The sequence below is a fragment of the Pseudomonas multiresinivorans genome (assembly GCF_012971725.1).
GTDB classification, from domain to species: domain Bacteria; phylum Pseudomonadota; class Gammaproteobacteria; order Pseudomonadales; family Pseudomonadaceae; genus Pseudomonas; species Pseudomonas multiresinivorans.
Map to the genome: position 1 here is coordinate 3,790,666 of NZ_CP048833.1, position 21,755 is coordinate 3,812,420.

Annotated in this window: 18 protein-coding genes; 5 read left to right on the plus strand and 13 right to left on the minus strand. The window is 66.4% G+C overall.

Annotated features, from left to right (window positions below):
• Window positions 1-17 precede the first annotated feature (17 nt).
• The 13 genes from G4G71_RS17130 to G4G71_RS17190 all read right to left on the minus strand — a co-directional run bounded on the left by G4G71_RS17130 (window position 18) and on the right by G4G71_RS17190 (window position 14,841).
• Window positions 18-1,868 carry a DUF1302 domain-containing protein gene (locus G4G71_RS17130; RefSeq protein WP_169939239.1) on the minus strand — a complete coding sequence of 617 codons (1,851 nt, stop codon included), beginning with the start codon at window positions 1,866-1,868 and terminating at the stop codon, window positions 18-20.
• A gap of 274 nt (window positions 1,869-2,142) precedes the next feature.
• Window positions 2,143-2,583 (minus strand): PaaI family thioesterase, encoded by a 441-nt coding sequence (locus tag G4G71_RS17135; protein ID WP_240964795.1) that lies wholly within the window; start codon window positions 2,581-2,583, stop codon window positions 2,143-2,145.
• On the minus strand, window positions 2,583-4,139 hold the full coding sequence (locus G4G71_RS17140; protein ID WP_169939240.1) for a long-chain-fatty-acid--CoA ligase: 1,557 nt from the start codon (window positions 4,137-4,139) through the stop codon (window positions 2,583-2,585). Before G4G71_RS17140 ends, G4G71_RS17135 begins: the two co-directional genes overlap by 1 nt.
• A gap of 40 nt (window positions 4,140-4,179) precedes the next feature.
• Window positions 4,180-5,907, minus strand: a complete 1,728-nt coding sequence (locus tag G4G71_RS17145) for a long-chain-fatty-acid--CoA ligase (protein WP_169939241.1) — start codon at window positions 5,905-5,907, stop codon at window positions 4,180-4,182.
• A 49-nt stretch (window positions 5,908-5,956) separates the two neighbouring features.
• Complete coding sequence (locus G4G71_RS17150) at window positions 5,957-7,189, minus strand: acyl-CoA dehydrogenase family protein (RefSeq protein ID WP_169939242.1); 1,233 nt, start codon at window positions 7,187-7,189, stop codon at window positions 5,957-5,959.
• A 13-nt stretch (window positions 7,190-7,202) separates the two neighbouring features.
• Window positions 7,203-8,120: an SDR family NAD(P)-dependent oxidoreductase gene (locus tag G4G71_RS17155; protein WP_205896243.1), complete on the minus strand. Its 918-nt coding sequence runs from the start codon at window positions 8,118-8,120 to the stop codon at window positions 7,203-7,205.
• Between the two features lie 33 nt (window positions 8,121-8,153).
• Entirely contained in the window at window positions 8,154-9,308 is a 1,155-nt protein-coding gene (locus G4G71_RS17160; RefSeq protein ID WP_169939243.1) for an acyl-CoA dehydrogenase family protein, read from the minus strand.
• 17 nt (window positions 9,309-9,325) lie between these two features.
• Window positions 9,326-10,129, minus strand: a complete 804-nt coding sequence (locus G4G71_RS17165) for an enoyl-CoA hydratase/isomerase family protein (protein ID WP_169939244.1) — start codon at window positions 10,127-10,129, stop codon at window positions 9,326-9,328.
• A gap of 3 nt (window positions 10,130-10,132) precedes the next feature.
• Window positions 10,133-10,879: a 3-oxoacyl-ACP reductase FabG gene (gene fabG, locus G4G71_RS17170; RefSeq protein ID WP_169939245.1), complete on the minus strand. Its 747-nt coding sequence runs from the start codon at window positions 10,877-10,879 to the stop codon at window positions 10,133-10,135.
• A 9-nt stretch (window positions 10,880-10,888) separates the two neighbouring features.
• A complete protein-coding gene (locus G4G71_RS17175; RefSeq protein WP_169939246.1) occupies window positions 10,889-12,034 on the minus strand; it encodes a thiolase family protein in 1,146 nt (381 codons plus the stop codon).
• Window positions 12,031-12,426, minus strand: a complete 396-nt coding sequence (locus G4G71_RS17180; RefSeq protein ID WP_169939247.1) for a Zn-ribbon domain-containing OB-fold protein — start codon at window positions 12,424-12,426, stop codon at window positions 12,031-12,033. Before G4G71_RS17180 ends, G4G71_RS17175 begins: the two co-directional genes overlap by 4 nt.
• Window positions 12,427-12,441: 15 nt before the next feature.
• Window positions 12,442-13,641: an acetyl-CoA C-acetyltransferase gene (locus tag G4G71_RS17185; RefSeq protein ID WP_169939248.1), complete on the minus strand. Its 1,200-nt coding sequence runs from the start codon at window positions 13,639-13,641 to the stop codon at window positions 12,442-12,444.
• Window positions 13,642-13,686: 45 nt separating this feature from the next.
• The gene (locus G4G71_RS17190; protein WP_169942714.1) at window positions 13,687-14,841 is read right to left on the minus strand and encodes a CaiB/BaiF CoA transferase family protein; all 1,155 of its coding nucleotides are present in this window, start codon (window positions 14,839-14,841) and stop codon (window positions 13,687-13,689) included.
• A 248-nt stretch (window positions 14,842-15,089) separates the two neighbouring features.
• On the opposite strand from G4G71_RS17190, the gene G4G71_RS17195 reads away from it, so the two are divergent.
• The 5 genes from G4G71_RS17195 to G4G71_RS17215 all read left to right on the plus strand — a co-directional run bounded on the left by G4G71_RS17195 (window position 15,090) and on the right by G4G71_RS17215 (window position 21,748).
• Window positions 15,090-17,906 carry a winged helix-turn-helix domain-containing protein gene (locus G4G71_RS17195; protein WP_169939249.1) on the plus strand — a complete coding sequence of 939 codons (2,817 nt, stop codon included), beginning with the start codon at window positions 15,090-15,092 and terminating at the stop codon, window positions 17,904-17,906.
• Between the two features lie 85 nt (window positions 17,907-17,991).
• Window positions 17,992-18,819 (plus strand): enoyl-CoA hydratase/isomerase family protein, encoded by an 828-nt coding sequence (locus G4G71_RS17200; RefSeq protein WP_169939250.1) that lies wholly within the window; start codon window positions 17,992-17,994, stop codon window positions 18,817-18,819.
• A gap of 123 nt (window positions 18,820-18,942) precedes the next feature.
• Window positions 18,943-20,082 carry an acyl-CoA dehydrogenase family protein gene (locus G4G71_RS17205; RefSeq protein WP_169939251.1) on the plus strand — a complete coding sequence of 380 codons (1,140 nt, stop codon included), beginning with the start codon at window positions 18,943-18,945 and terminating at the stop codon, window positions 20,080-20,082.
• 19 nt (window positions 20,083-20,101) lie between these two features.
• Window positions 20,102-21,289: a lipid-transfer protein gene (locus G4G71_RS17210; protein ID WP_169939252.1), complete on the plus strand. Its 1,188-nt coding sequence runs from the start codon at window positions 20,102-20,104 to the stop codon at window positions 21,287-21,289.
• 18 nt (window positions 21,290-21,307) lie between these two features.
• Window positions 21,308-21,748: a MaoC family dehydratase N-terminal domain-containing protein gene (locus G4G71_RS17215; protein ID WP_169939253.1), complete on the plus strand. Its 441-nt coding sequence runs from the start codon at window positions 21,308-21,310 to the stop codon at window positions 21,746-21,748.
• Window positions 21,749-21,755 lie beyond the last annotated feature (7 nt).

Genomic DNA, 21,755 nt, shown 5'->3' on the forward strand with positions numbered 1-21,755 from the left:
TTTCTGCCTGTGCTCAATCAGAAGTTCACGCCGAAACTGAGCGAGACGAAGTCCCGGTCGGTCAGGGTGTTGTATTCGCCATCGAAGTAGTTCGTGTAACTGAGGCTGGCGGTGTAGGTGTTCAGGTAGTCGGCGTCCAGGCCGAGGCTGATGGCCTTGGCGCCCTCCTCGAAGTTCGGGCCGCGTCCTTCGACGTCGTGGGACCAGGCCAGGTTGGGCTTGAGGTTTATTCCGGCGAAGACGTCGGGATAGTCCAGTACGCCGCGCAGGCGGTAGCCCCAGGAGTTGGTGGAATAGAAACCGTGGCTGTTGCACTTCTGCGCCGGGTTGCTGGCGTTGGCCTGCCCTACCGCAGTGCCGGCACAGGTCGTTGCGCCCGCGGCAGTCGGCAGGATGCCGGAGCCGAACGCCGGGTTGCGGCCGAAGCGGATGTCGGTTCCATCGGAGTCGCCCAGTCCGTTGATACGGTTGTAGCCGACCTCGCCGATCAGGGTCAGGCGCTCGGCGCCCATTACCTGGTCGATGAACTGAGTGGCGGTGACCTGGGCCTGCAGCACCGGCATGCGTTTGTAGCCATTGATCACACCGCCACCGGGAATGCCGCTGATGTAGCCGGTGGTGACCAGCGGGTTGAGGCTGGGAGTGCCCGGAACGTTGGTGGTGGCGCTGAGCAGGTCCGGGGTGCTGATCTGCAGCGGCATGTTCGGCCGGTAGCTGACCTCGCCACCGAGGGAAGTACCGGCGATATTGGTCTGGAAGCTCACGCCGTAGAGGCGGATGTCTTCCGGATAGTCGATGAAGTAGCCAGCATTGCGCGGCACATTCAGCGCACTGGGCGGCGTACCGGCTCCGGTGGTGCGAATGGTGCTGAGGAAGGGGTTGCGGCTGTGGTAGTTCATGGCGTAGGCCGCCAGCTCGGTATCGTTCCAGTCTGGAATGAACCAGCGCAGCGCCAGGCCGAACTGCCCGCTGTCGCGCGCGTCATTGTCCTTCTGCCGGCGGATGTAGACGTCATCCAGGCCCCGGGCTATCGCCAGGGCGCCGCCGGTATTCTTCGCCACGCCCGGCGCCAGGTCCTGGCCGGAGACCACGAGGCGGTCGTTGCAGCCCTTGGGGATGCCATCGGTGCCGAAGAAAGTGCCGCAGTTGTCGGTCACCGTCTTGTCCCACTCGAGCTGGTAGAAAGCTTCGGCGTTGACGTTCTCCATCAGCCCCTGGGAGAGGTAGAACATGTTGACCGGCACCAGGCCTTCCTTGATCTCCGACCCGGGGCGGCGCAACGCGGCGACGTCGATCGGGTTGATCGAGTTGATGCCGTTCTGGATGAAGGTGCTCTCGCCCCAGCTCACCACCTGCTTGCCCAGGCGCACGTTGCCCGGCAGGTCGCCGAGCTGGTAGTTGTGGTAGAGGAAACTGTCGAGGAACATCGCTCCGGACGACTTGGCCGCACGGTCGCGCCCATGGTCATCGATGTCGTAGTAGTGCTGGTTGCCATCCTTGAGCTCGGAGTCGTACCAGTACTTGCCGCGGACGAAGGCGCCGCTGTCGCCGTACTTCAGCTCCAGATCATGCAGGCCCTTGAAGATGGTCGAGAAGTTCTCCCCGCTCTTGAAGTTCAGGCGGCCGTCATCCACGGTGCGCGACGACGACTTGCCGCCCTTCACGCCCACGGAGTTGAAGTTGGAGATGAACTGTTTGTCCGGCGACTGGGTGGACCAACTGCCCCCGATGGACAGCGAAGAGTCGAACTTGCCCTCGATCTCCCCGATGTTGAAGTCGACTGCCTTGGCCTGCGAGCCGACGCCCAGGGCGACGGCGGCAGCCAGCAGGTGCGGCTGAAAAACTCCGCGTTTTCTTATTGTTCTCATGCGGCGCTCCGAAAGCGGATCAGTGTTGGGAGACCTGATGCTATCGAGGCACTCGCCGGGGCCAATTCACCCGATCGGGTAATTCTTTCAGTCCCTTTTCGGCGGCGACCGGCGCGATCTCTCCGGACCTGGGAAAGTGCGTTACCAAGAGTGACAAATTCCGCGAAAAGCCTTGTGCCAGAGCCATTTCACGAGCTCTTTCCGTAACCCCTGAAATGCCAGCGCCCCGTCGGTTGGCCGACGGGGCGCTGGGTATCGCGGGGAACAATAACCGTCAGGTTCTGCCGGGTAGCTTGCCCTTCCAGATGGTAAAGATGCCGGTGGCGCGCAGCACCGTGCGTTCACCAACTTTCAGCAGGCAATCGGCGTTGGCGAAGCTGCCGCCGAACTTGAGTATCTGCACGTGAGCCTCCAGCCAGTCACCTTCACGCACCGCGCCAAGGTAGTCGAGGTTCAGGCTGACCGTGATCGGCGGCACCTCGAGGCCATATTCGCGCTTGAACACCACGCCAAAGGCAGTATCGGCCAGCGTGGCGAGGAAGCCACCGTGGACGATGCGCACGGAGTTGAGCAGGTGACTGCCAATCCGCACGCCGAGCACGGGCAGTTCGTCATGCAGGTAGAACCCCCCACAGAAGCGTACGAACCCGGGCGGAGTCGGCAGGACCGAGAAACTTCCGGGCGCCGGCTGCACCACCTCATCGGTCGTCATCATCAGTTCACCGCCCGGCTCTTGCCCGCCCAGAACGGTTCGCGCAGTTCGCGCTTGAGAATCTTGCCGGCCCCGGTGAGTGGCAGTGCTTCACGGAACTCCATCGATTTCGGGCACTTGTAGCTGGCGATGTATTCGCGGCAGTAGCCACGCAGTTCGTCCTCGCTGACCTGCGCACCGGGCTTGCGCACCACGATGGCATGAACCGCTTCGCCCCACTGCTCGTGCGGCACGCCGATCACCGCGCACATCAGCACCGCCGGATGGCGGGCGATGATGTTCTCGACCTCGGCGGAATACACGTTCTCGCCACCGCTGACGATCATGTCCTTGAGGCGGTCGACGATGAACAGGTAGCCCTGCTCGTCCATGTAGGCGCCATCGCCGGTGAACAGCCAGCCATCGCGCAGGGCCTTGGCGGTTTCTTCCGGCTTGTTCCAGTAGCCGGCCATGATGTTCGGACCGCGGACAATGATTTCACCCACGGTTCCGCGCGGCACCTCGACGCCGGATTCGTCGACGACCATCACGTTGACTCCCAGGCCGCCGCGCCCGACGGAGCGGATCAGGCCGCTTTCGCGTGCCTCCGGCCCGTGGTTCTGCGGCGGATTGGTGGAGACGATGGGGCAGGCTTCGGTAAGACCATAGGAGTGCGACAACTGCAGGTGCGGCAGTTTTGCCAGCACCTGTTCGATCATCTCCCCGGCGGTCGGAGAGGCGCCATAAGTGAGGCGCTGCATTGAGCTCAGGTCGTACTGGTCGAATTCCGGATGCGCCAGCAGGCCGAGGATCATGGTCGGCACCAGAATGCTGTCGGTCACGCCCTCTTGCGAGATGGCCTTGAGCACTGCCGTGGCATCGAAGGTCGGCTGAATCACATGCGAGCCGCCGGCGATGAAACCCGACACCACACGGGCCAGGCCGGCGATATGGAACAGCGGCATCACATGCAGATCGCGCTGTTCGGCGCTCTGGTGGATTTCCGCCATACGCTGGATGCAGGCGGACCACAGGTTCAGGTGGGTCTGCCTCACTCCCTTGGGGAAACCGGTGGTGCCGCCGGTGTACATGATGCAGGCGAGGTCCTCACCACCACGGCCGGCATCCGCCACGGAGCTGGCTTCGGCGAGCAGGGTCTCGTAATCGAGCAGGCCGGCCGGTGCCTGTTTCTCGCCAGCGTAGATCAGCGTCAGTGGGCCACGAACCTGGCGGCGAATCTCCTCCACCATCGGCAGGAAGTAGTCATCCACCAGCAGGAAGCGGGTGTGGCAATCGTCCAGGGAGTAGGCGATCTCCGGCACAGCCCAGCGAATGTTGATGGGGTTGAGTACGCCACCGCCCCACCAGGTGCCCTGCATGTACTCCAGGTAGCGGTCAGAGTTCAGCGCCAGCATGCTGACCCGGTCGCCAGGTACCATGCCCAGCTGTTGCAGCGCGCCGGCCAGGCGCGTGACGCGCTCGCCGAATTCGCGGAAGGTACGGCGACGGGCGCCGAACAGGGTGACGATCTTGTCAGGCGTTTGCTGCAGCGAACGCTGCAGACCTTGCGTCAGATACATGGTGAGAGTCCTTGGAATTGTTGTTATCGGACCCGCGCGCTCAACTGGCGCAGCGGGCCATCTCCTGTTCCTGCAGCTCGCGCCAGGCGATCTTGCCGGTGGCGTTCTTCGGCAGGCTGTCGACGATCTGCACCACTCGCGGCGCCTTGTAGACCGCCATGTGCTCGCGACACCAGGCGAGCAGCTCGTCGCTGCCCAGGAGGGAGCCGGGCTTGAGGGTGACGACAGCCTTCACCGTTTCCCCCCGATGCGGGTCGGGAGTGGCGATCACGCAAGCCTCGGAAATCGCCGCATGCGTATGCAGCATCGCTTCGATCTCCGCCGGCCAGACCTTGAAACCCGACGCATTGATCATCCGCTTGAGGCGGTCGCGCATGAACAGGTAACCGTCCTCGTCCATGCTTGCCAGGTCGCCCGTGCGCAGGAAGCGCTTGCCGTCGATGACGATGAAGGTATCGGCGTTGGCCCTGGGATTGTTCCAGTAGCCGAGCATGATCTGCGCGGCATGCGCGACGATCTCGCCGACTTCGCCCTGGCGCACCGGCTGCAGTGTTTCCGGATCGAGCAGGCGCAGGTCCACGCCATAGGTCGGAATGCCCAGGCAACCGCGCTTGGGCCTGAACAACGGATTGGTGCAGAGGAACGAGGCGGTCTCGGTCAGGCCATAGCCTTCGATGTAGTCCAGGCCGTAGCGATTCTTCAGCAGGTCATTGATGTGCTGCGGTGTCGCCGCCCCGCCGCCGGTGATGATTGCCAGGCTAGACAGGTCGCGCTGCTCGATGCCCGGCAGGGCAAAGAAGTCCACCAGCATGGTGGGCAGCGCCGCCCAGAAGGTCACCCCATGGTGCTCGATCAGCGTGGCAGCGGTCTCGCGGTCCCAGCGCGGCATCAGCACGATGGTGGCGCCATTGAAGATCGCCGCGTTGACGTTGGTCTGCAGGCCCAGCAGGTGGAACAGTGGGGCCACCGCGAGGAACACCGAGGAAGCATTGGTGGGCCGCCAGAGGCTCCCCCCGACGAACGAGGTGCTGACGGTGCGGTGCGTATGCACACACGCCTTGGGTTTGCCGGTGGTGCCCGAGGTATAGGGCAGCATGCACAGATCGTCCGGCCCGGCCCGGTGTGGCGCCGGCGCGTGCTCCTGGGCCAGGGCGGCCGTCCAGCGCTCGCCACCGGCGAACAGGGACTCGGTCGATGACGGCCGACGCACCCAGTCCGGCACAGCCAGGCCCGCGTCATCTTCGCCCAATGCATCGCCGTAGGCATGCACGATCACATGGCGCAGCGAGGTGCGACCGATCAGCGGCGCGACCTGCTCCACCAGCTCTTCGGCGACGAAGGCCGCCACCGCGCCGCTGTCGCTGACGATATGGTCCATTTCGTCGAGCCGGAGCATGGCATTGGCCGGTACCAGCACGGCATCGGCGCGCAGGATGGCGAAGTACGCGGCGATGAACTGCGGGCAGTTCTGGCTGAACACCACGACCCGGTCGCCGCGCTCCACCCCGCAGACGTTCTGCAGGTAGCCGGCCATCCGCTCGACGTCACGCAGCAGGTCGGCGTAGCGATAGGCGGCGCCGAAGAACTGCACCGCGGTCTTGCCTGGATAGCGCCGGGCAGCGGTTTCCAGGTGCGAGAAGATACTCGTCTCGGGAATGTGCACCTGGCGCGTCGGAAGATTCGCGGCGTGGCGCGGGTCGACGCGCAGCGGTCCGGACGGGCGCTCGATCACCCCGGGCGCCGTTGGGCAGGGATGGCTGTAGGCCATGAAGAAAGCCTCCTATCGCGGGTTGTGGCCCGCTTGTTGGAATTATCGGTCAGAAGCGCGTATCGCCATCGAGCAGCCGTCGGGCGATGGTGCGTCGCTGGATTTCCGAGGTGCCGTCGGGAATACGCATGGTGCGAGCGAAACGGAAACCTTCCTCCAGGCGCAACTCGTTGGTCAGCCCCATGCCGCCGTGGATCTGCATGCAGCGGTCCATCACGCGGCACAATGCCTCGGTGGAGGACGCCTTGACGATGGAAACCTCCTTGGTCGCCGGCTGGCCCTCGTCGATCAGCCAGGCACAGTGGCGCACCATGCTCTTCACCGCGTAGATGTCCATCGCGCAGTCGGCGAGCATGGCCTGCACCATCTGGTGCTCGGCGATCGGCTTGCCGAAGGTCTTGCGTACCTTCGCGTAGTCCAGTGCCTGGTCCAGCGCCCAGCACGCCAGGCCCAGGCAGGACGCGGCCATGCTCAGGCGCCCGGCGTTGACACCTTCCAGTGCAGCCTGAAGCCCGCGATCGACCGGGCCGATACGGTGGCTGTCGGGCACTCGCACATTGTCCAGCGCGATGATGCCGATGTCCGCCCCCAGGTGGCCCATGGTCGGGATCACGCTGGGTACCGAGAAACCAGGGGTTTCGGTGGGCAGGAAGAAACCGGTGATGCCGCCCTTCCCCGCCTTGACCTTTTCCTCGTCGGTGACGGCGAAGATCATCGCGTAGGCAGCGTAGGGCGCGTTGGTGATCCATTGCTTGGTGCCGTTGAGCACCCAGTGGTCACCGTCGCGCACCGCCCGGGTGCGCATGGCCAGGACGTCGGAGCCGGCATCCGGCTCGCTGAGGCCGAAGCACAGGGTGTCTTCGCCACTGGCGATGGCCGGCAGGTATTCCTCCAGCACCGCCGGCTGCATGTGCTTGAGCACTGGGGTCAGGCCGTTGGTGAAGGGCGACGGCAGGATCACCGTCTGGATCAGGTGCCGCGATGGGCCGACGTAGGCGTTCAGCCGCTCCTGCAGGTAGACCGCCGCCTGCGCGCCCAACCCGGCGCCGCCCAGTGTCGCATCGCCCAGGGCGGTGTAGAAACCGGCCTGCGCGGAGAGCCGACGCACCTGGGCGCGCAGCTCCATCACCTGCGGCGCATAGCGACCATTCTCCGCGTAGAGCTTGCGCTCGTTGTGCAACAGGTCGGCGTGCTGCTTTTCCAGCGGCTCCACTTCCTGCTGGATGAAGCGGATCAGCGCATCGCCAACCGCGACCCAATCCTCGGATACGTTGAAGTCCATGGGCATGCTCTCCTCAGACCGGGTCCCAGCCGAACACGTCGGCCGATACTTCCAATGGCGGGAACGACGGCCTGAAGGCCGGCAGCAGGTGCTCGGCCAAGGCTTCCGGTGTCCAGCCCTCGGCGCGGTGCAACGAACGGATCGGCCGCGGCTGGTTCATCAGGAACACCTCGTTGCGGCGCACGGTGAAGATCTGCCCGTTGACGTCGGCGGCCGAATCGCTGGCGAGGAACACCGCCATGGCAGCGATCGGCGCCGGCGTCATCGACTTGATCTTTTCCACCCTTGCGGCCTGGGCCGGATCGGCAGCGGGAATCGAGCCGACCATGCGGCTCCAGGCGAAGGGCGCGATGCAGTTGGAGCGCACGCCGTAGCGCGCGCCGTCCAGGGCGATCGACTTGGAGAGCCCGACGATGCCCAGCTTGGCCGCGGCGTAGTTGGCCTGACCGACGTTGCCGACCAGGCCGGAGGTCGAGGTCATGTGCACGAAGGCGCCGGACCTCTGCTCGCGGAATCGGGTGATCGCCGCACGGCTCATGTAGAAGCTGCCGTAGAGGTGAACCTTGATCACCGCGTCGAACTCCTCCGGGCTCATCTGGTGGAAGATGCGGTCGCGCAGGATACCGGCGTTGTTCACCACCGCATCGATGCGGCCGAAACTGTCCATCGCCAGCTGGACGATACGCTGGGCGCTATCCCAGTCCGACACGCTGTCGCGACTCAATACTGCCTCGCCACCCGCAGCGCGGATCGCGTCCACCACTTCGCGACCCGGATCCTCGTCGTCGGCCTCGCCACTGACACTCACCCCGACGTCGTTGACCACCACACGGGCACCCTGGGCGGCCATCTGCAATGCCATCTCACGGCCGATACCCCGGCCTGAACCGGTGACGATGACGACCTTGCCTTCCATCATCTGCGAACTCATCGCTTGCTCCTTCGAATTCTTGTTCTGTAAGGCTCAGCGGAACGCGCTGATGCCTGTGATCTCGCGCCCCTGGATCAGCGCCAGGATGCCGTTCATGCCGTCTGGCACCTGGAACATGCGGGCGTCGCGCCACATGCGTTCGATACCCAGTTCCTCGGTGATGCCCATACCGCCGTGCAATTGCATCGCCAGTCCGAGCGCGCGTTCGCAGGCCTGGGTGGCGTAGCGCTTGGCCATGGCCGAAGTGCCGTTGGCGCGCTGCCCGCGGTCCATGGCGTCCAGCGCCTGGTAGCAGAGCAGGCGCGAGGTGACGATCAGCGTTTCCATGTCCGCCAGGTCCTGCTGCACCAGCTGGTGCGCAGCCAGTGGCTTGCCGAACTGCTCGCGCACGCGGGTGTATTCGATGCACATCTCGAAGGCCTTCTGCGCCAGGTGCACGCACATCAGACCGATCAGCGGACGGTTGCCGTTCCAGCCGACGGTGAGGGTCCTGGCCGCGTCCCCGGCGTCGCCGATCAGGTGGCTGCGCGGGATGCGGGTTTCCTCGAAGACCACCTCGCTGAGGTGACCCTGCTGCAGGCCGGTGACGCCGATCTCGCGCACGTCCACCGTTGACTGGCTGCGGTCCACCAGGGCGCGTTGGGCGACGGGCCGGCCGCGCCCGTCGTTGCCAAGGGTGCAGGAGACGTTGAACAGGTCGCAGACCGAGGCGTTGGTGATCCAGATCTTGCGGCCGGTGATGTACGCGCTGTCGCCCTCGACCCGGATACGGGTCTTCACCGCGTTGGAGTCGGAGCCGGCGTTCACCTCCGAGTTGGCGGTGCAGACGATCTTGCGTCCGGCGATCAGGTCGGGCAGGTATTGCGCGGCAATCTCCGCCGGGCACCCGGAGTAGATGCGCGCCACAGTGCCCTCATGGGATATCAGCGACAGCGCGACGATGGCCGGCAACTGTTCGAGGATCAGCCCGTAATCGAGCATCTTCAGCCCACCGCCGCCCACCTCCACCGGCAGGCGCGGCGCGGTGATGCCCAGCTCGGCCAGTGCGGCGTAGATGTCCAGCATGGCGCTGCGCGGCAGCGGCTTGTCGACGGGATGGCGCGCCAGCACCGGGGCGATACGGTCGCGCACCATGCGCCGCGCCGCGTCGATCATCATTTCCTGGGATTCGTTGGGAGCGAAGTTCATCGAAGGGCTCTCGGGACTCAGGCGCCGGTGAATTTCGGCGGACGTTTTTCGGCGAAGGCCTTGCGGCCCTCGATTCGGTCGCGGCTGTCACGCAGCAGGCCCCAGTAAAGGTTGGCCTGGGCGACGAAGTCGCGCGGCGCCAGGTGACTGGTTTCCACCGCCAGGCGCTTGATCGCCTGGACCGCCAGCGGGCCATTGGCGGCGATGCGCTCGGCCAGTTGCATGGCCAGCGGCAGCAGGCCTTCGCGCGGCACGCAATCGCTGACCAGGCCGATGCGCAGGGCCTCTTCCGCGCCGATTCGCTCGCCGGTCAGCGCCAGCTTCATCGCATGGGCTGCGGGCACGGCACGCATCAGGTACTGCACGCCACCGACCGCCGGCACGCTGGCCACCTTCGCCTCGGGCAGGGCAAAGGATGCTTCGTCGCTGGCGATGCGCAGGTCACACTGCAGCGCCAGCTCCAGGCCACCGCCCAGGCAGTAGCCATGGATCGCGGCGATCATCGGCTTCCAGATCTCCAGGTCGCCGAGATCGATCAGCCGCGTGTAGCCGCCCTCCTCGGCTTCCGCCGCGCGGCTCTTGAAGTGGCCGCTGGCGAATCCGCTGGACGGCGGCAGCGTCGCCTTGAGGTTCGCGCCGGTGCAGAAAGCCTTGTCGCCCGCGCCGGTGAGGACGATGGCCCGCACCTGGTCGTCGTCCTGCGCCGTGTTCAATGCCTTGCGCAGGTGGCGCAGGTCGCCGATGGTCAGCGCGTTCATGGATTCGGGCGCATCCAGGGTGATGAGCGCCACATGGCCGATGATCTGGAACTGGATCGCCACGACTCAGGCACTCGGACTGGACAGGGAACGGCCGCCACAGACGTACAGCGTCTGGCCGGTGATGTAGGACGCCTTCGCGTCGGCGAACATCAGTACCGCATGGGCGATATCCTCGGGCTTGCCGATGCGGCCCACGGGAATGGTCGCCATGATCTTCGCCCGTTGCTCGTCGGAGAGCGGCGCGAGGATCGGCGTGTCAATGGCGCCCGGAGCGATGGCGTTGGCGGTGATGCCATGTTTGGCCAGCTCGATCGCCAGGGTGCGCGTGAGGCTGATCACGCCACCCTTCGCCGCCGAGTAGTTGGCCTGGCCGAAACCACCGAGCCAGGCGCGCGAGGAGATGTTGACGATGCGCCCGAAGCCCTGCTCGATCATGCCCGGCACCACGGCCTTGGCGCAGAGGAACTGGGACTTGAGGTTGACGTCCAGCACCAGGTCCCAGTCCGCCTCGCTCATGTTCACCAGGCGCTTGTCGCGGGTGAGGCCGGCGTTGTTCACCAGCAGGTCCGGGGTCTTCCAGCGGGCGGCGACCTGCGCCACGGCAGCGCTGACCTGTTCGGCGCTGGTCACATCGACCTTCACGCCCATCAGGCTTTGTGCCTGGGCGCCCGCTTCGGCGACCAGCCTGTCCATGGCCTCGCCATTGAGGTCGAACATCGCGACCGCATAACCGGCATTCAACAGCGCTCGGGTCAGACCCAGGCCGATACCCTGGGCACCGCCGGTGACGATTGCAACTTGCTTGCTCATGGAAATACCTCAAACACCCAGAATGTGTACGGCGGACGCCGCGTGATCGACACCGGCGATGCCGCCGCCGGTGCATTGGGTCAGCGCCAGCTCGGCGCCTTCTGCCTGGCGTTCGCCGGCGCGCTGCTGCAGCTGCCAGACGGCCTCGACCATCTGCGCCACGCCGGTGGCGCCCAGCGGATGGCCCTTGGCGAGCAGGCCGCCGGAAGGGTTCACCACGGTCTTGCCACCCAGTCTGGTGAAACCGCTTTTCAGCAGCTCGTGGGCCTCGCCACGGCCGCACAGGCCAAGGGCGTTGTAGTAGATGAGCTCGGCAATGCTGAACGCATCGTGCAGCTCGATAACGTCGATATCGGCCGGCTTCACGCCGGCGTGTTGGTAGGCCAGCGTGGCAGCGCGGGCGGTGATCTCGGCGCTGAGGATGTCGTCGTCCGGCTCCTCGGCACGGCCGGACTGGATGACGGAAGCCATCACCCGTACCGGGCGTGCCTGCTGCGGTTTGCGGGTGGTCAGCACCAGCGCCGCCGCGCCGTCCACTGCCGACGGGCAACACTGCAGCAGCGTCAGCGGGTCGAAGACCATCCGCGAGTTCATCACCTCATCGAGGGATACCTCGGTACGGCTCTGGGCGTAGGGATTGAGCGCACCATGGCGACGGTTCTTCACCGCGACCTCGCCCAGCACCTCGGCGCTGACGCCGAATTCGTGCAGGTAGCGTGTGGCACGCATGGCGTAGATCGCCGGCAGCGCCATGCCGGCGCGGGCATAGAGCTCGGTCATGTAGTCGTTGCGCTGCAACGGAATGGTGCCCCCACCCAGGGCGGTGAGCTGCTCCACGCCGAATACCACCACGGTGTCGTAGATGCCCGCCTGCAGCGCGTGGCAAGCCAGGTGCACGCCGGTGGCACCGCTGGCGCAGGCGTTCTCGACGTTGTAGATCGGCAGGCCGGAGAGCCCGAGATCGCGCAGCAGCACCTGGCCCAGGACCATGCCGCCGAATACGTTGCACGCATAGAACGCCTGCGGCTCGTGCAGCTCGACGCCAGCGTCGGCCAAAGCCTGCAATACCGCCTGCTGGGTGAGGTCCTGCATCGAGGCGGCAGGACGGCCGAACGGCGTCATGGCCACGCCGGAGATGTAGACGGGCTTGTTCATGCGTCCTCCTGCGGACGGAAGGCGTAGATCGGGCCGCTGTCGGACTCCACCAGGCACAGGCTCAGTGCTTCACCGATGCGCGGCCGGCGGCCGGCGGGATAGTCCAGGCGGGCGAACACCCGCAGGCCCTCGGGGAAGTCGGCCAGGCCCAGCGGCTGTGGCGGCTTGTTCGCCTTCGGGCTGAAATGCACGACGGTGAAGCTGTACAGGCGCGGCGTGGAATCCAGTTCGACCAGTTCGCTGCCCTCGCGCAGCGGCGAGGTTTCCGGCAGCGGCGGAAAGTGCAGGCCAGCATGGCCGGCACGCCGGCTGGCGAGCAGAACCACACGGCCATCGCGCTCGCGCCAGGGTTGTTCGGCGACGCTGGGTGCCGCCTCGTGGTGTGCACTCATGGGAGCTCCTTGGCTTCAGACGCGTTCGAACACCGCGGCAAGCCCCTGCCCGCCGCCGATGCACATGGTTTCCAGGCCGTAACGGACCTTGCGGCGCTGCATCTCGTGGAGCAGCGAGGTCATGATGCGCAGCCCGGTGGCGCCGATCGGATGCCCCAGGGAAATACCCGAGCCGTTGACGTTGATTCGCGGGTCATCCTCGAGCTGCCACTCGCGCAACACCGCGAGCACCTGCCCGGCGAAAGCCTCGTTGACCTCGATCAGGCCCATGTCCGGCATTTCCAGGCCCAGTCGTTTCAGCAGCTTCGCCACCGCCGGCACCGGGCCGATGCCCATGCGCAGCGGGTGGCAGCCGGCCGAGGCCCAGCCCGCGAAGCGCGCCATCGGGCGCAGGTCGTTCTGGATGACGAAGCGCTCGGACACCACCAGGCATCCCGCCGCCGCATCGTTCTGCTGGCTGGCGCTGCCGGCGGTAACAGTGCCGCCCTTGATGATCGGCGCCAGCCTGGCCATCGCCTCGTAGCTGGCGTCTTCGCGAATACCCTCATCGCGCCCGACCACCAGCGGCTCGCCCCGGCGCTGCGGCACTTCCACCGGCAACACTTCGGCGTCGAAGCAGCCCTGGCTCCAGGCCGTCGCGGCTTTCTGGTGGCTGCCCACCGCCCAGCGGTCGCAGGCTTCGCGGCTGATGCCGTAGTCGCGCACCAGGTTCTCGGCGGTTTCGACCGCACCGCCGGCACACTCGCCATAACGGCTGATCGGTTGCGAATTGACCCGCCCGCGGTCCAGGCGATCATGCAGCTTCACGTCACCCAGGCGCGCACCCCAGCGCATGCTGGTGCTGTAGTACTCGATATTGCTCATGCTCTCGACGCCGGCCACCAGCAGGCAGTCGGCAGCCCCGGTCTGGACCTGCATGGCAGCGTCGATCAGCGCCTGCAGGCCGGAGCCGCAGCGACGATCCACGGTGTAGCCGCCGACCTCGTCCGGCAGCCCCGCCAGGGACGCCGCATAGCGCCCCATGCAGGGCGCCTCGCTGGACTGGTAGGACTGCGCGACTATCGCTTCGTCGACCTGCGCGGCATCGACACCGGTGCGGCGCAGGACCTCCTGCAACACCAGCGCAGCGAGGTTGGCGGCTGGGATGGCGGCCAGCGCGCCGCCGAACTTGCCGATCGGCGTACGCACGGGAGAAAGGATGTAGGCGTTGGACATGGCTGTCTCTTCTTGTCGAATCGAGTCGTGGGGATTCAAGGGCTGTCAGGCATCCACGCCCAGGCCGCTGTGGCGTAGCCGGCCGATCAGCTCGTCGGTCAAACCCCAGTCGCGTAAGGCGTGCAGCCCGCCCGCACCGCGGGCCGGCGCCGGCTGGGGAATGGGACTGGGAGTGCCGAGGAAGCGAGGCGCCGGCGCAGGCTGCACCACGCCATTGATTTCCATGAAGCTGCCGCGCGCCCTGGCGTGCGGATGGTCCGTGGCCTCGGCAAAGCCAAGTACGGGCGCGACGCATGCATCACTGTCGGCGAAGACCTCGCACCATTGCTCACGGGTGCGCTGGATGAACGCCTGCATGAAGGCCTCGCGCAGGCGCGGCCAGCCTTGTCGATCATGCTGGGGCGGCAGCTGCGCTGCATCGAGGCCGAGCCTGGCCAGCAGCTCGGCGTAGAAGCGCGCCTCCACCGGGCCGATGGCCATGTAGCCGCCATCCAGGGTGCGATAGGTGTCGTACCAGGGCGCGCCGCCGTCCAGCAGGTTGCTGCCGCGTTCCTCGCGCCAGTTGCCGGAGGCCAGCAGCCCCCAGATCACCGAGCCAAGCTGGGCAGCGCCTTCGGCCATGGCGGCATCCACCACCTGGCCCGCACCGCCGCGCAGCACGTTGACCAGCGCCGCCAGCACGCCCATGGCCAGCAGCATGCCGCCACCGCCGTAGTCGCCCAGCAGGTTCAATGGCGGCACGGGCCGGCCGGCCACCGGACCGATACCGGAGAGCACGCCGGACAGCGCGATGTAGTTGATGTCATGGCCTGCGCGCTGTGCCAGCGGGCCATGCTGCCCCCAGCCGGTCATGCGGCCGTAGACCAGCTTCGGATTGCGCGCGAATGCCTGCTCGGGGCCAAGCCCCAGGCGCTCCAGGGTGCCGGGGCGAAAGCCCTCGATCAGCACGTCGGCATGCTCCATCAGCTCCAGAGCAACGGCCGCCGCTTCCGGACGCTTCAGGTCGAGCGTGACCGAGCGGCGGCCACGACCGGTGATATCCACCTTTGGCCCGTTCATCTTCGGCCCCAGGTCGTCGTGCGCCTGTGGCCGGTCGATGCGTATGACGTCCGCGCCCATGTCGGCCAGCAGCATGGTGGCGAAGGGTGCCGGGCCAATGGCCTCGAACTCCAGAACTCGAATACCGCTCAACACACCCATCGACGTAGTCCCATTGATCTGCAGCGCAAATGGCCCGCGCATCGGCAATGCCGCGCTTTTGCGGCTTTTCATCAATGGAACATTCCAGGCTCGTGGGGGCCGCCACCCGCGTTGGGTGGCAACCTTCCACCCGGTCATCGAGCTCCCGAAGGGCTCTGGTGAAGGACCTGGCAACTGGGGCATGCTCTGAACGACGCCCGCCTATGCCGAAAACAATCACGGGCGCATGAAACTGCCTCGGAAGCGCCATGGACAAGCCAAGCAGCACAACAACAAACGTCTCAGCTCCGCACGACCGCCCCGCCGAACCGGCACTGACCACGGCCCTGGATCGCTCGAAGCTGGTCCCTCCGCGCAGCGGCAGCCGCACCATCAGCCGTGACCGCCTGCTGCAGCAGCTGGTGGAAAACCGCCGGCGCCGCTGCACGGTGATCAAGGGCCCTGCCGGCTGGGGCAAGACCACCCTCCTGCTCGCCTGTCGCCAGCAGTTGCTCTCGCTGGGTTTCGAAGTCGCGTGGCTGAGCCTGGGCCCGGAGGACAACGACCTGGGCCGCTTCATCGACTACCTGCTCGGCAGCCTGGCGCAGATCGACCTGCAGATGGTGCAGCACGCATCCCTGATGGAGGCTCACGGGTTCGACAGCGAATCGGTGGAGCGCACCATCATCACCCTGGTGCAGGGCGTCGCCAGCAGCCAGCGCGAAGTAGTGCTGGTGCTCGATGACCTGCACAGCCTGACCGACGTTGGCATCCACCAGGCCCTGCAATGGCTGCTCGACTACGCGCCGAGCAACCTGCACCTGGTGCTCGGCACCCGCAGCGCGGTGCCGCTGTCGCTTGCCCGCCTGCGCAGCCAGGGGCAGGTCCTGGAGCTGGATCTACGCGACCTGAGCTTCACCCTCGAGGAAACCCGGCAGTTCCTGCAGCAGCAACTGGGCGAACTGGCTACCGATGAGATACGTCAGATCCACGAATTGACCGACGGCTGGATTGCCGGCCTGCAACTGCTCGCCGCCAGCCGGCGCAAGCCATCCCAGGGCAGCAACGGCGCACCCTCTCCCCTGCGCGACCACCAGGCCTTCGCCAGCTATTTCGAATCGACCGTGCTGGCTCGCCTGCAACCCGACGATGTCGAACTGCTCCTGCACACCGCCGTGTGCAATCGCTTCTGCCCCAGCCTGTGCGCAGCACTCGTCGATCGCCCGGAGGCCATCGCCGAAGCCGTGGAACTGCTCGCGCGCCTGGAGCAGGACAACCTGTTCCTGATTGCCCTGGAGACGCCCGATCAGGAAAACTGGTATCGCCTGCACCCCCTGCTGCGGGAGACGCTCCTTGGCCTCTTCGCCCGCCTGCCCGCCCAGCAGCAGAGCGCGGTACACAGCCGCGCCTGGCAATGGCAGCGCGATCGCGGGCAACTGGTCGAGGCCGTCCGCCATGCCGTAGCCGGCGGCCAGGCCGCAATGGCGGCGCAACTGGTCGAGGATCAGCTCGAAGCGCTGTATGCCCAGGGCGACCTGCGCATCCTCATCGAACTGGCGCGCCTGCTGCCCAGGGAGCAGATCCAGACCAGCATCCGCCTGCGCCTGCTGCTGGCACGCATGCAGGTTTTCGCCCGCGACTTCAACGCCTGCGAAAACAGCATCTCCAGCCTGGAACGAGACCTGCCGGTCGATGATGAAGATTCACGCTTCCGCCTCGCGATGCTGCGCGCCGTACTGGCGGTGCAGCGCGACGATACCGACGAGGCACTGGCGATCCTGCCACAACTGCTCAACCCGCCACCGGGCGTCAACTCGGTGATGCTCGGCGGCAGCCTGAACATCCTCTCCTGGCTGTACATGAACCGCGGTGAGTACGAGCGGGCGCGGCAGGTACAGCTGGATCGCCCGCCGCTGCTGGTCAACGGTGCGCCGTTGCTCGGCACTGCCGGCGGGACATTGCAGGGCCGTTGCCTGATCGGCCTGAGCCTGGCGATGGAGGGCCAGATCAGCCAGGCAGAGCGCATCTACCGCGAGGTCATCTACGAAGCGCAGCGCCACGGCCGCTCCTGTGCGGACGCGCTGCACCTGGCCACCGCCCTGCTGGGCGACACGCTGTACGAAAGCAACGAGATCGAAGCCGCGCTGGCCCTGCTGGAACCGCAGATCGATGTACTGGAGCGCATCTCGATTCCCGACTCGGTCCTGCGCGCCCTGGAGGTACTGGGCAAGGCGCACTGGGTCGCGGGCAACCGCCGCGAAGCCTTCGCCTATCTCGAACACCTGGAGGAATACGGCCGCCGCAACAAGCTCGACCGGCTCATGGCCCACGCACTTGTCTGGCAAGTGCACTGGCACCTGCTGCTGGGTGAAGTGGTCGCCGCCGAGACCAAGCTGTCACGCCTGGACGTCATCGCCGCGCGGCACCCCGATGCCGTCACCAGCCGCCGCAAGGACATCTTCATCCTGGTCGAGAACGCCCACCTGCGCTGGGACGCCGCCCACGGTGACCTGCATAGCGCGACCCTGCGCCTGAACAGGATGATCGAGGCCGGCGAACAGTACGGCCGCCAGTTGGCGGTGACCCGCCTGAAGATGCTCAGTGCGGTCTTCGACGCCCAGCGCGGCCATCTGGACGCGGCGCGGGAAAAGGTGCTGTCGCTGCTGCGCACCGCCCAGCGCTTCGGACAGCTGCGCAGCGTGATCGACGCCCACCCCGATGCGCTGGACCTGATCGAGACACTGACCCGCGACCAGCCGCTGGACCCCTTGCTGGCGTTCTACGTCGAACGCTTGCAGAACACCCGCCGCGCGCCAGCCACACAGGCCTGCGCCGATCCCGCACCCCGAACCACCGGCCTGCAACTGGGCGCAGGCATGGAGCCACTCAGCGAGCGTGAACTCGAGGTGCTGCGCCTGCTGGCCCAGGCCCTGCCGAACAAGAAGATTGCCCGCGCACTGGGCCTGTCCCATGAAACGGTGAAATGGCACCTGCGGCACATCTACAGCAAGCTTGGCGTCGGCAGCCGCGACGAAGCCGTAGCCCGCCTGCGGGACGCGGAGACCGCCGACGACGCCACCCGCTGACCCCACCGCGCCGCCACCCGCAATGGGTGGCGGCGCCGGCTGCAGCGCAGCCGAGCATGGCTGGAACCTTTCCCGAGGATCCGCCATGAGCGCCGAAGTGATCGAGTTTCGCGAGTCCCAGCTGGCCATTGCCGACGGCATCGCCACCTTCACCCACCAGAAGCCCACCGCGCGCAACGCGCTCTCGCTGGAGCTGCGGGCAGACTATGCGCAGATGCTCGATCGCGTGGAGTCCGACCGCAGCCTGCGCGCACTGATCCTCACCGGTTCGGGTGGCAGTTTCTGTGCCGGCGGAGACATCAGGTCACTGAAGGAGCGCCAGCTCAGCACCGACCCCGAAATCAATTCGGCCAATGCCATGCGCCTGCGTATCCGGCGCCTGCATGGCTGGCTGGAACGCCTGCGCGGCCTGGAGCTCCCGGTGATCGCCGCCGTCGACGGACCCGCCTACGGCGCCGGATTCGCCATTGCCCTGCTGGCGGATTTCATCGTCGCCTCCGACCGCGCCTCGTTCTGCATGCCCTTCGCCAAGCTCGGCCTGGTACCGGACTCCGGCGCGCTCTACACGCTGCCCCGCGCCGTCGGCCTGCCGAAGGCCAAGGAGCTGCTGTTCAGCGCACGACGCGTGTCGGTCGAGGAAGCTTGCGAGCTGGGGATCGTCCATTCGATTCACCCCCAGGATGAGCTGCCCGCCGCCGCCCAGCAGCTGGCCCGTCGCTTCCTGGACTCGCCGCGCGACGCCATCGCCATGAGCAAGCGCCTGCTCAATCAGAGCTACGAGACCCACTGGGACGCCATGGCCGAGCTGGAAGGCCTGGCGCAGGGCATCGCCTCCACCGCGCCGTATCACGACGAAGCCGTATCGACCTTCCTGCGTGGCGAACCTTCGCGCTTCGACTGGGACCGCGACTGAGCCACCCGGCCAGGGTGGAGTAACCGCGCGATACCTGCCCCTAACGTAGCCAGCGAGACCCTGCGCTTCTCGCGCAACACGACAACCGCGACCGGCAGTGCCGGTCGGCATCAGGAGCCTTCCGTGCATATCGAGCGCAGTGTTTTCCGCGACGACCATGAGATCTTCCGCACCACCGTGCGACGCTTTTTCGAGCGCGAATGCGTGCCACGCCAGGAAGCCTGGAACCAGGCCGGGCAATGGGACCGCGATATCTGGCTGAAGGCCGGCCGCGAAGGGCTGCTGTGCATCACGTTGCCGGTCGAGTACGGCGGCGGCGGCGGCGACTTCGGCCATAGCGCGGTATACAACGAGGAGTTCAACCGGGCCGGGCTGTCCGGCAACGGCCTGGGCATGCACTCGGACATCATCGCCCCGTACATCGCCCGCTGCGGCAGCGAAGAACAGAAGCAACGCTGGCTGCCCGGCGCCTGCTCCGGTGAACTGATCCTCGCCATCGCCATGACCGAACCGGGCACCGGCAGCGACCTCAAGGCGGTGCGCACCAGCGCCGTGCGCGATGGCGACGAGTACGTCATCAACGGCAGCAAGACCTTCATCAGCAATGGCCTGACGGCCGACCTGGTCATCGTGGTCTGCAAGACCGACCCGGACGCCGGCTCCAGGGGCATCAGCCTGATCGCCGTAGAGACCGACCGCCCCGGCTTCCAGCGCGGCCGCAAGCTGGACAAGGTCGGCCAGCACGCCCAGGACACTGCCGAGCTGTATTTCGACAACGTCCGCGTCCCCGTCGGCAACCGCCTCGGCGAGGAAGGCAAGGGCTTCGCCTACCTGATGGGCGAGCTGCCACAGGAGCGCTTCTCCATCGCCGTCTCCGCCGCCGCCCGCCTGGAGACCGTGCTCGAACACACCCTGGACTACGTGAAGAGCCGCCAGGCCTTCGGCCAGACCGTCTGGGACTTCCAGAACACCCGCTTCAAGCTGGCCGACATCAAGGCCCAGGCCACCGCCGTGCGCCTGATGATCGACCACTACCTGGGCGAGCACATGCGTCGGCGCCTGACCCTGGAAGAAGCGGCGATCGCCAAGCTGTTCGCCACCGAGACCCTGGGCAAGGCGCTGGACGAGATGGTCCAGCTGCATGGCGGCTACGGCTACATGCTCGAGTACCCGGTGGCCCGCGCCTTCGTCGACATGCGCGTCAACCGCATCTACGGCGGCACCAGCGAAGTCATGCGCGAACTCATCTCGCGCAAGCTCTGATCACACAAGGACAACAACCATGAGCCAGAAAGCATTCGTCGCCGGCGTCGGCATGATCCAGTTCAAGAAACCGGGTACCAGCGACTTCTACGATGTCATGGCCGCCCAGGCCATCCAGCAGGCCCTGGCTGACGCGGGCATCGACTATCGCCTGGTACAGCAGGCCTACGCCGGCTACGTCTACGGCGACTCCTGCTGCGGGCAGAAGGCCGTGTACCACGCGGGCATGACCGGCATCCCGGTGCTCAACGTCAACAACAACTGCGCCACCGGCTCCTCCGCCCTGTTCCTCGCCCGCCAGGCGGTACAGAGCGGCGCGGTGGACTGCGCCCTGGCAGTGGGCTTCGAACAGATGAACCCCGGCGCCCTGAAATCGGCCTGGACCGACCGGCCGGCTGCGCTGGAACGCGCCAACGCCGTCGTCAGCGAGCTGGTGACCGGCATCGATGTGCCGAGCAACGCCATCCGCCAGTTCGCCGGCGCCGGCCGTGCACACATGCAGAAGTACGGCACCAAACTGGAGACCTTCGCGTCTATTCGCGCCAAGGCCAGCCGCCACGCCGCACGCAACCCGCTGGCGGTGTTCCGCAACGTGGTCACCACTGAACAGGTGATGAACGACGTGGTGCTCTGGCCCGGCGTGCTGACCCGCCTGATGGCCTGCCCGCCAACCTGCGGCGCTGCCGCGGCCATCGTGGTCTCCGAAGCGTTCGCGAAAAAGCACGGCCTGCGCACCGACGTGCTGATCGCCGGCCAGTCCATGGCCACCGACATTCCCGCCTCCTTCGACACCCGCGACATGATCCGGGTCGTCGGCTTCGAGGTCACTCGGCTTGCGGCTCAGCAGGCCTACGAGCAGGCCTGCATCGGCGTGAACGATATCGACGTCATCGAACTGCACGACTGCTTCGCCCAGAACGAGCTGCTCACCTATGAAGGCCTCGGCCTGTGCGCCGAGGGCGAAGGCGAGCAACTGGTGGAAGACGGTGACAACACCTATGGCGGCAAGTGGGTAGTCAATCCGTCCGGCGGCCTGCTCTCCAAGGGCCACCCGCTGGGCGCCACCGGCCTTGCGCAATGCTACGAGCTGACCCACCAGTTGCGCGGCAGCGCCGGTGATCGCCAGGTGGAGAACGCCCGCATCGCGGTGCAGCACAACCTCGGCCTCGGCGGTGCCGGTGTGGTCACCGTGTACCAGAAGAACTGACTTCGGAGCGCCTACCAGATGATCGACAAGAAACACATCGGCAAGGTCCTGCCGTCCTTCAGCGCCACCGCCGAAGCCGGCCAGCTGCGCTTCTTCGCCAGGAGCATCGGCGAAACCGATCCGATCTACCTCGACGAGCAGGCGGCGCGCGACGCCGGGCACCCCGCCCTGCCACTGCCGCCGACCTTCCTGTTCTCCCTGGCCTTCCAGATGCCGAACCAGGCCTGGCGCGACGAGCTGGGCATCATTTCCTCGCGCATCCTGCACGGCGAGGAGTCCTTCACCTACCAGCGCATGGCCTACGCCGGCGACACCCTGCATTACGACGTGCGCATCACCGACATCTACGACAAGAAAGGCGGTGCACTGAGCTTCGTGGTGCGCGAGTCGAAGGTCACCAACCAGCGCGGCGAGCACGTGGCGACCCTGCGCACCACCCTCGTCCACCGCAACGGCTGAACCGGAG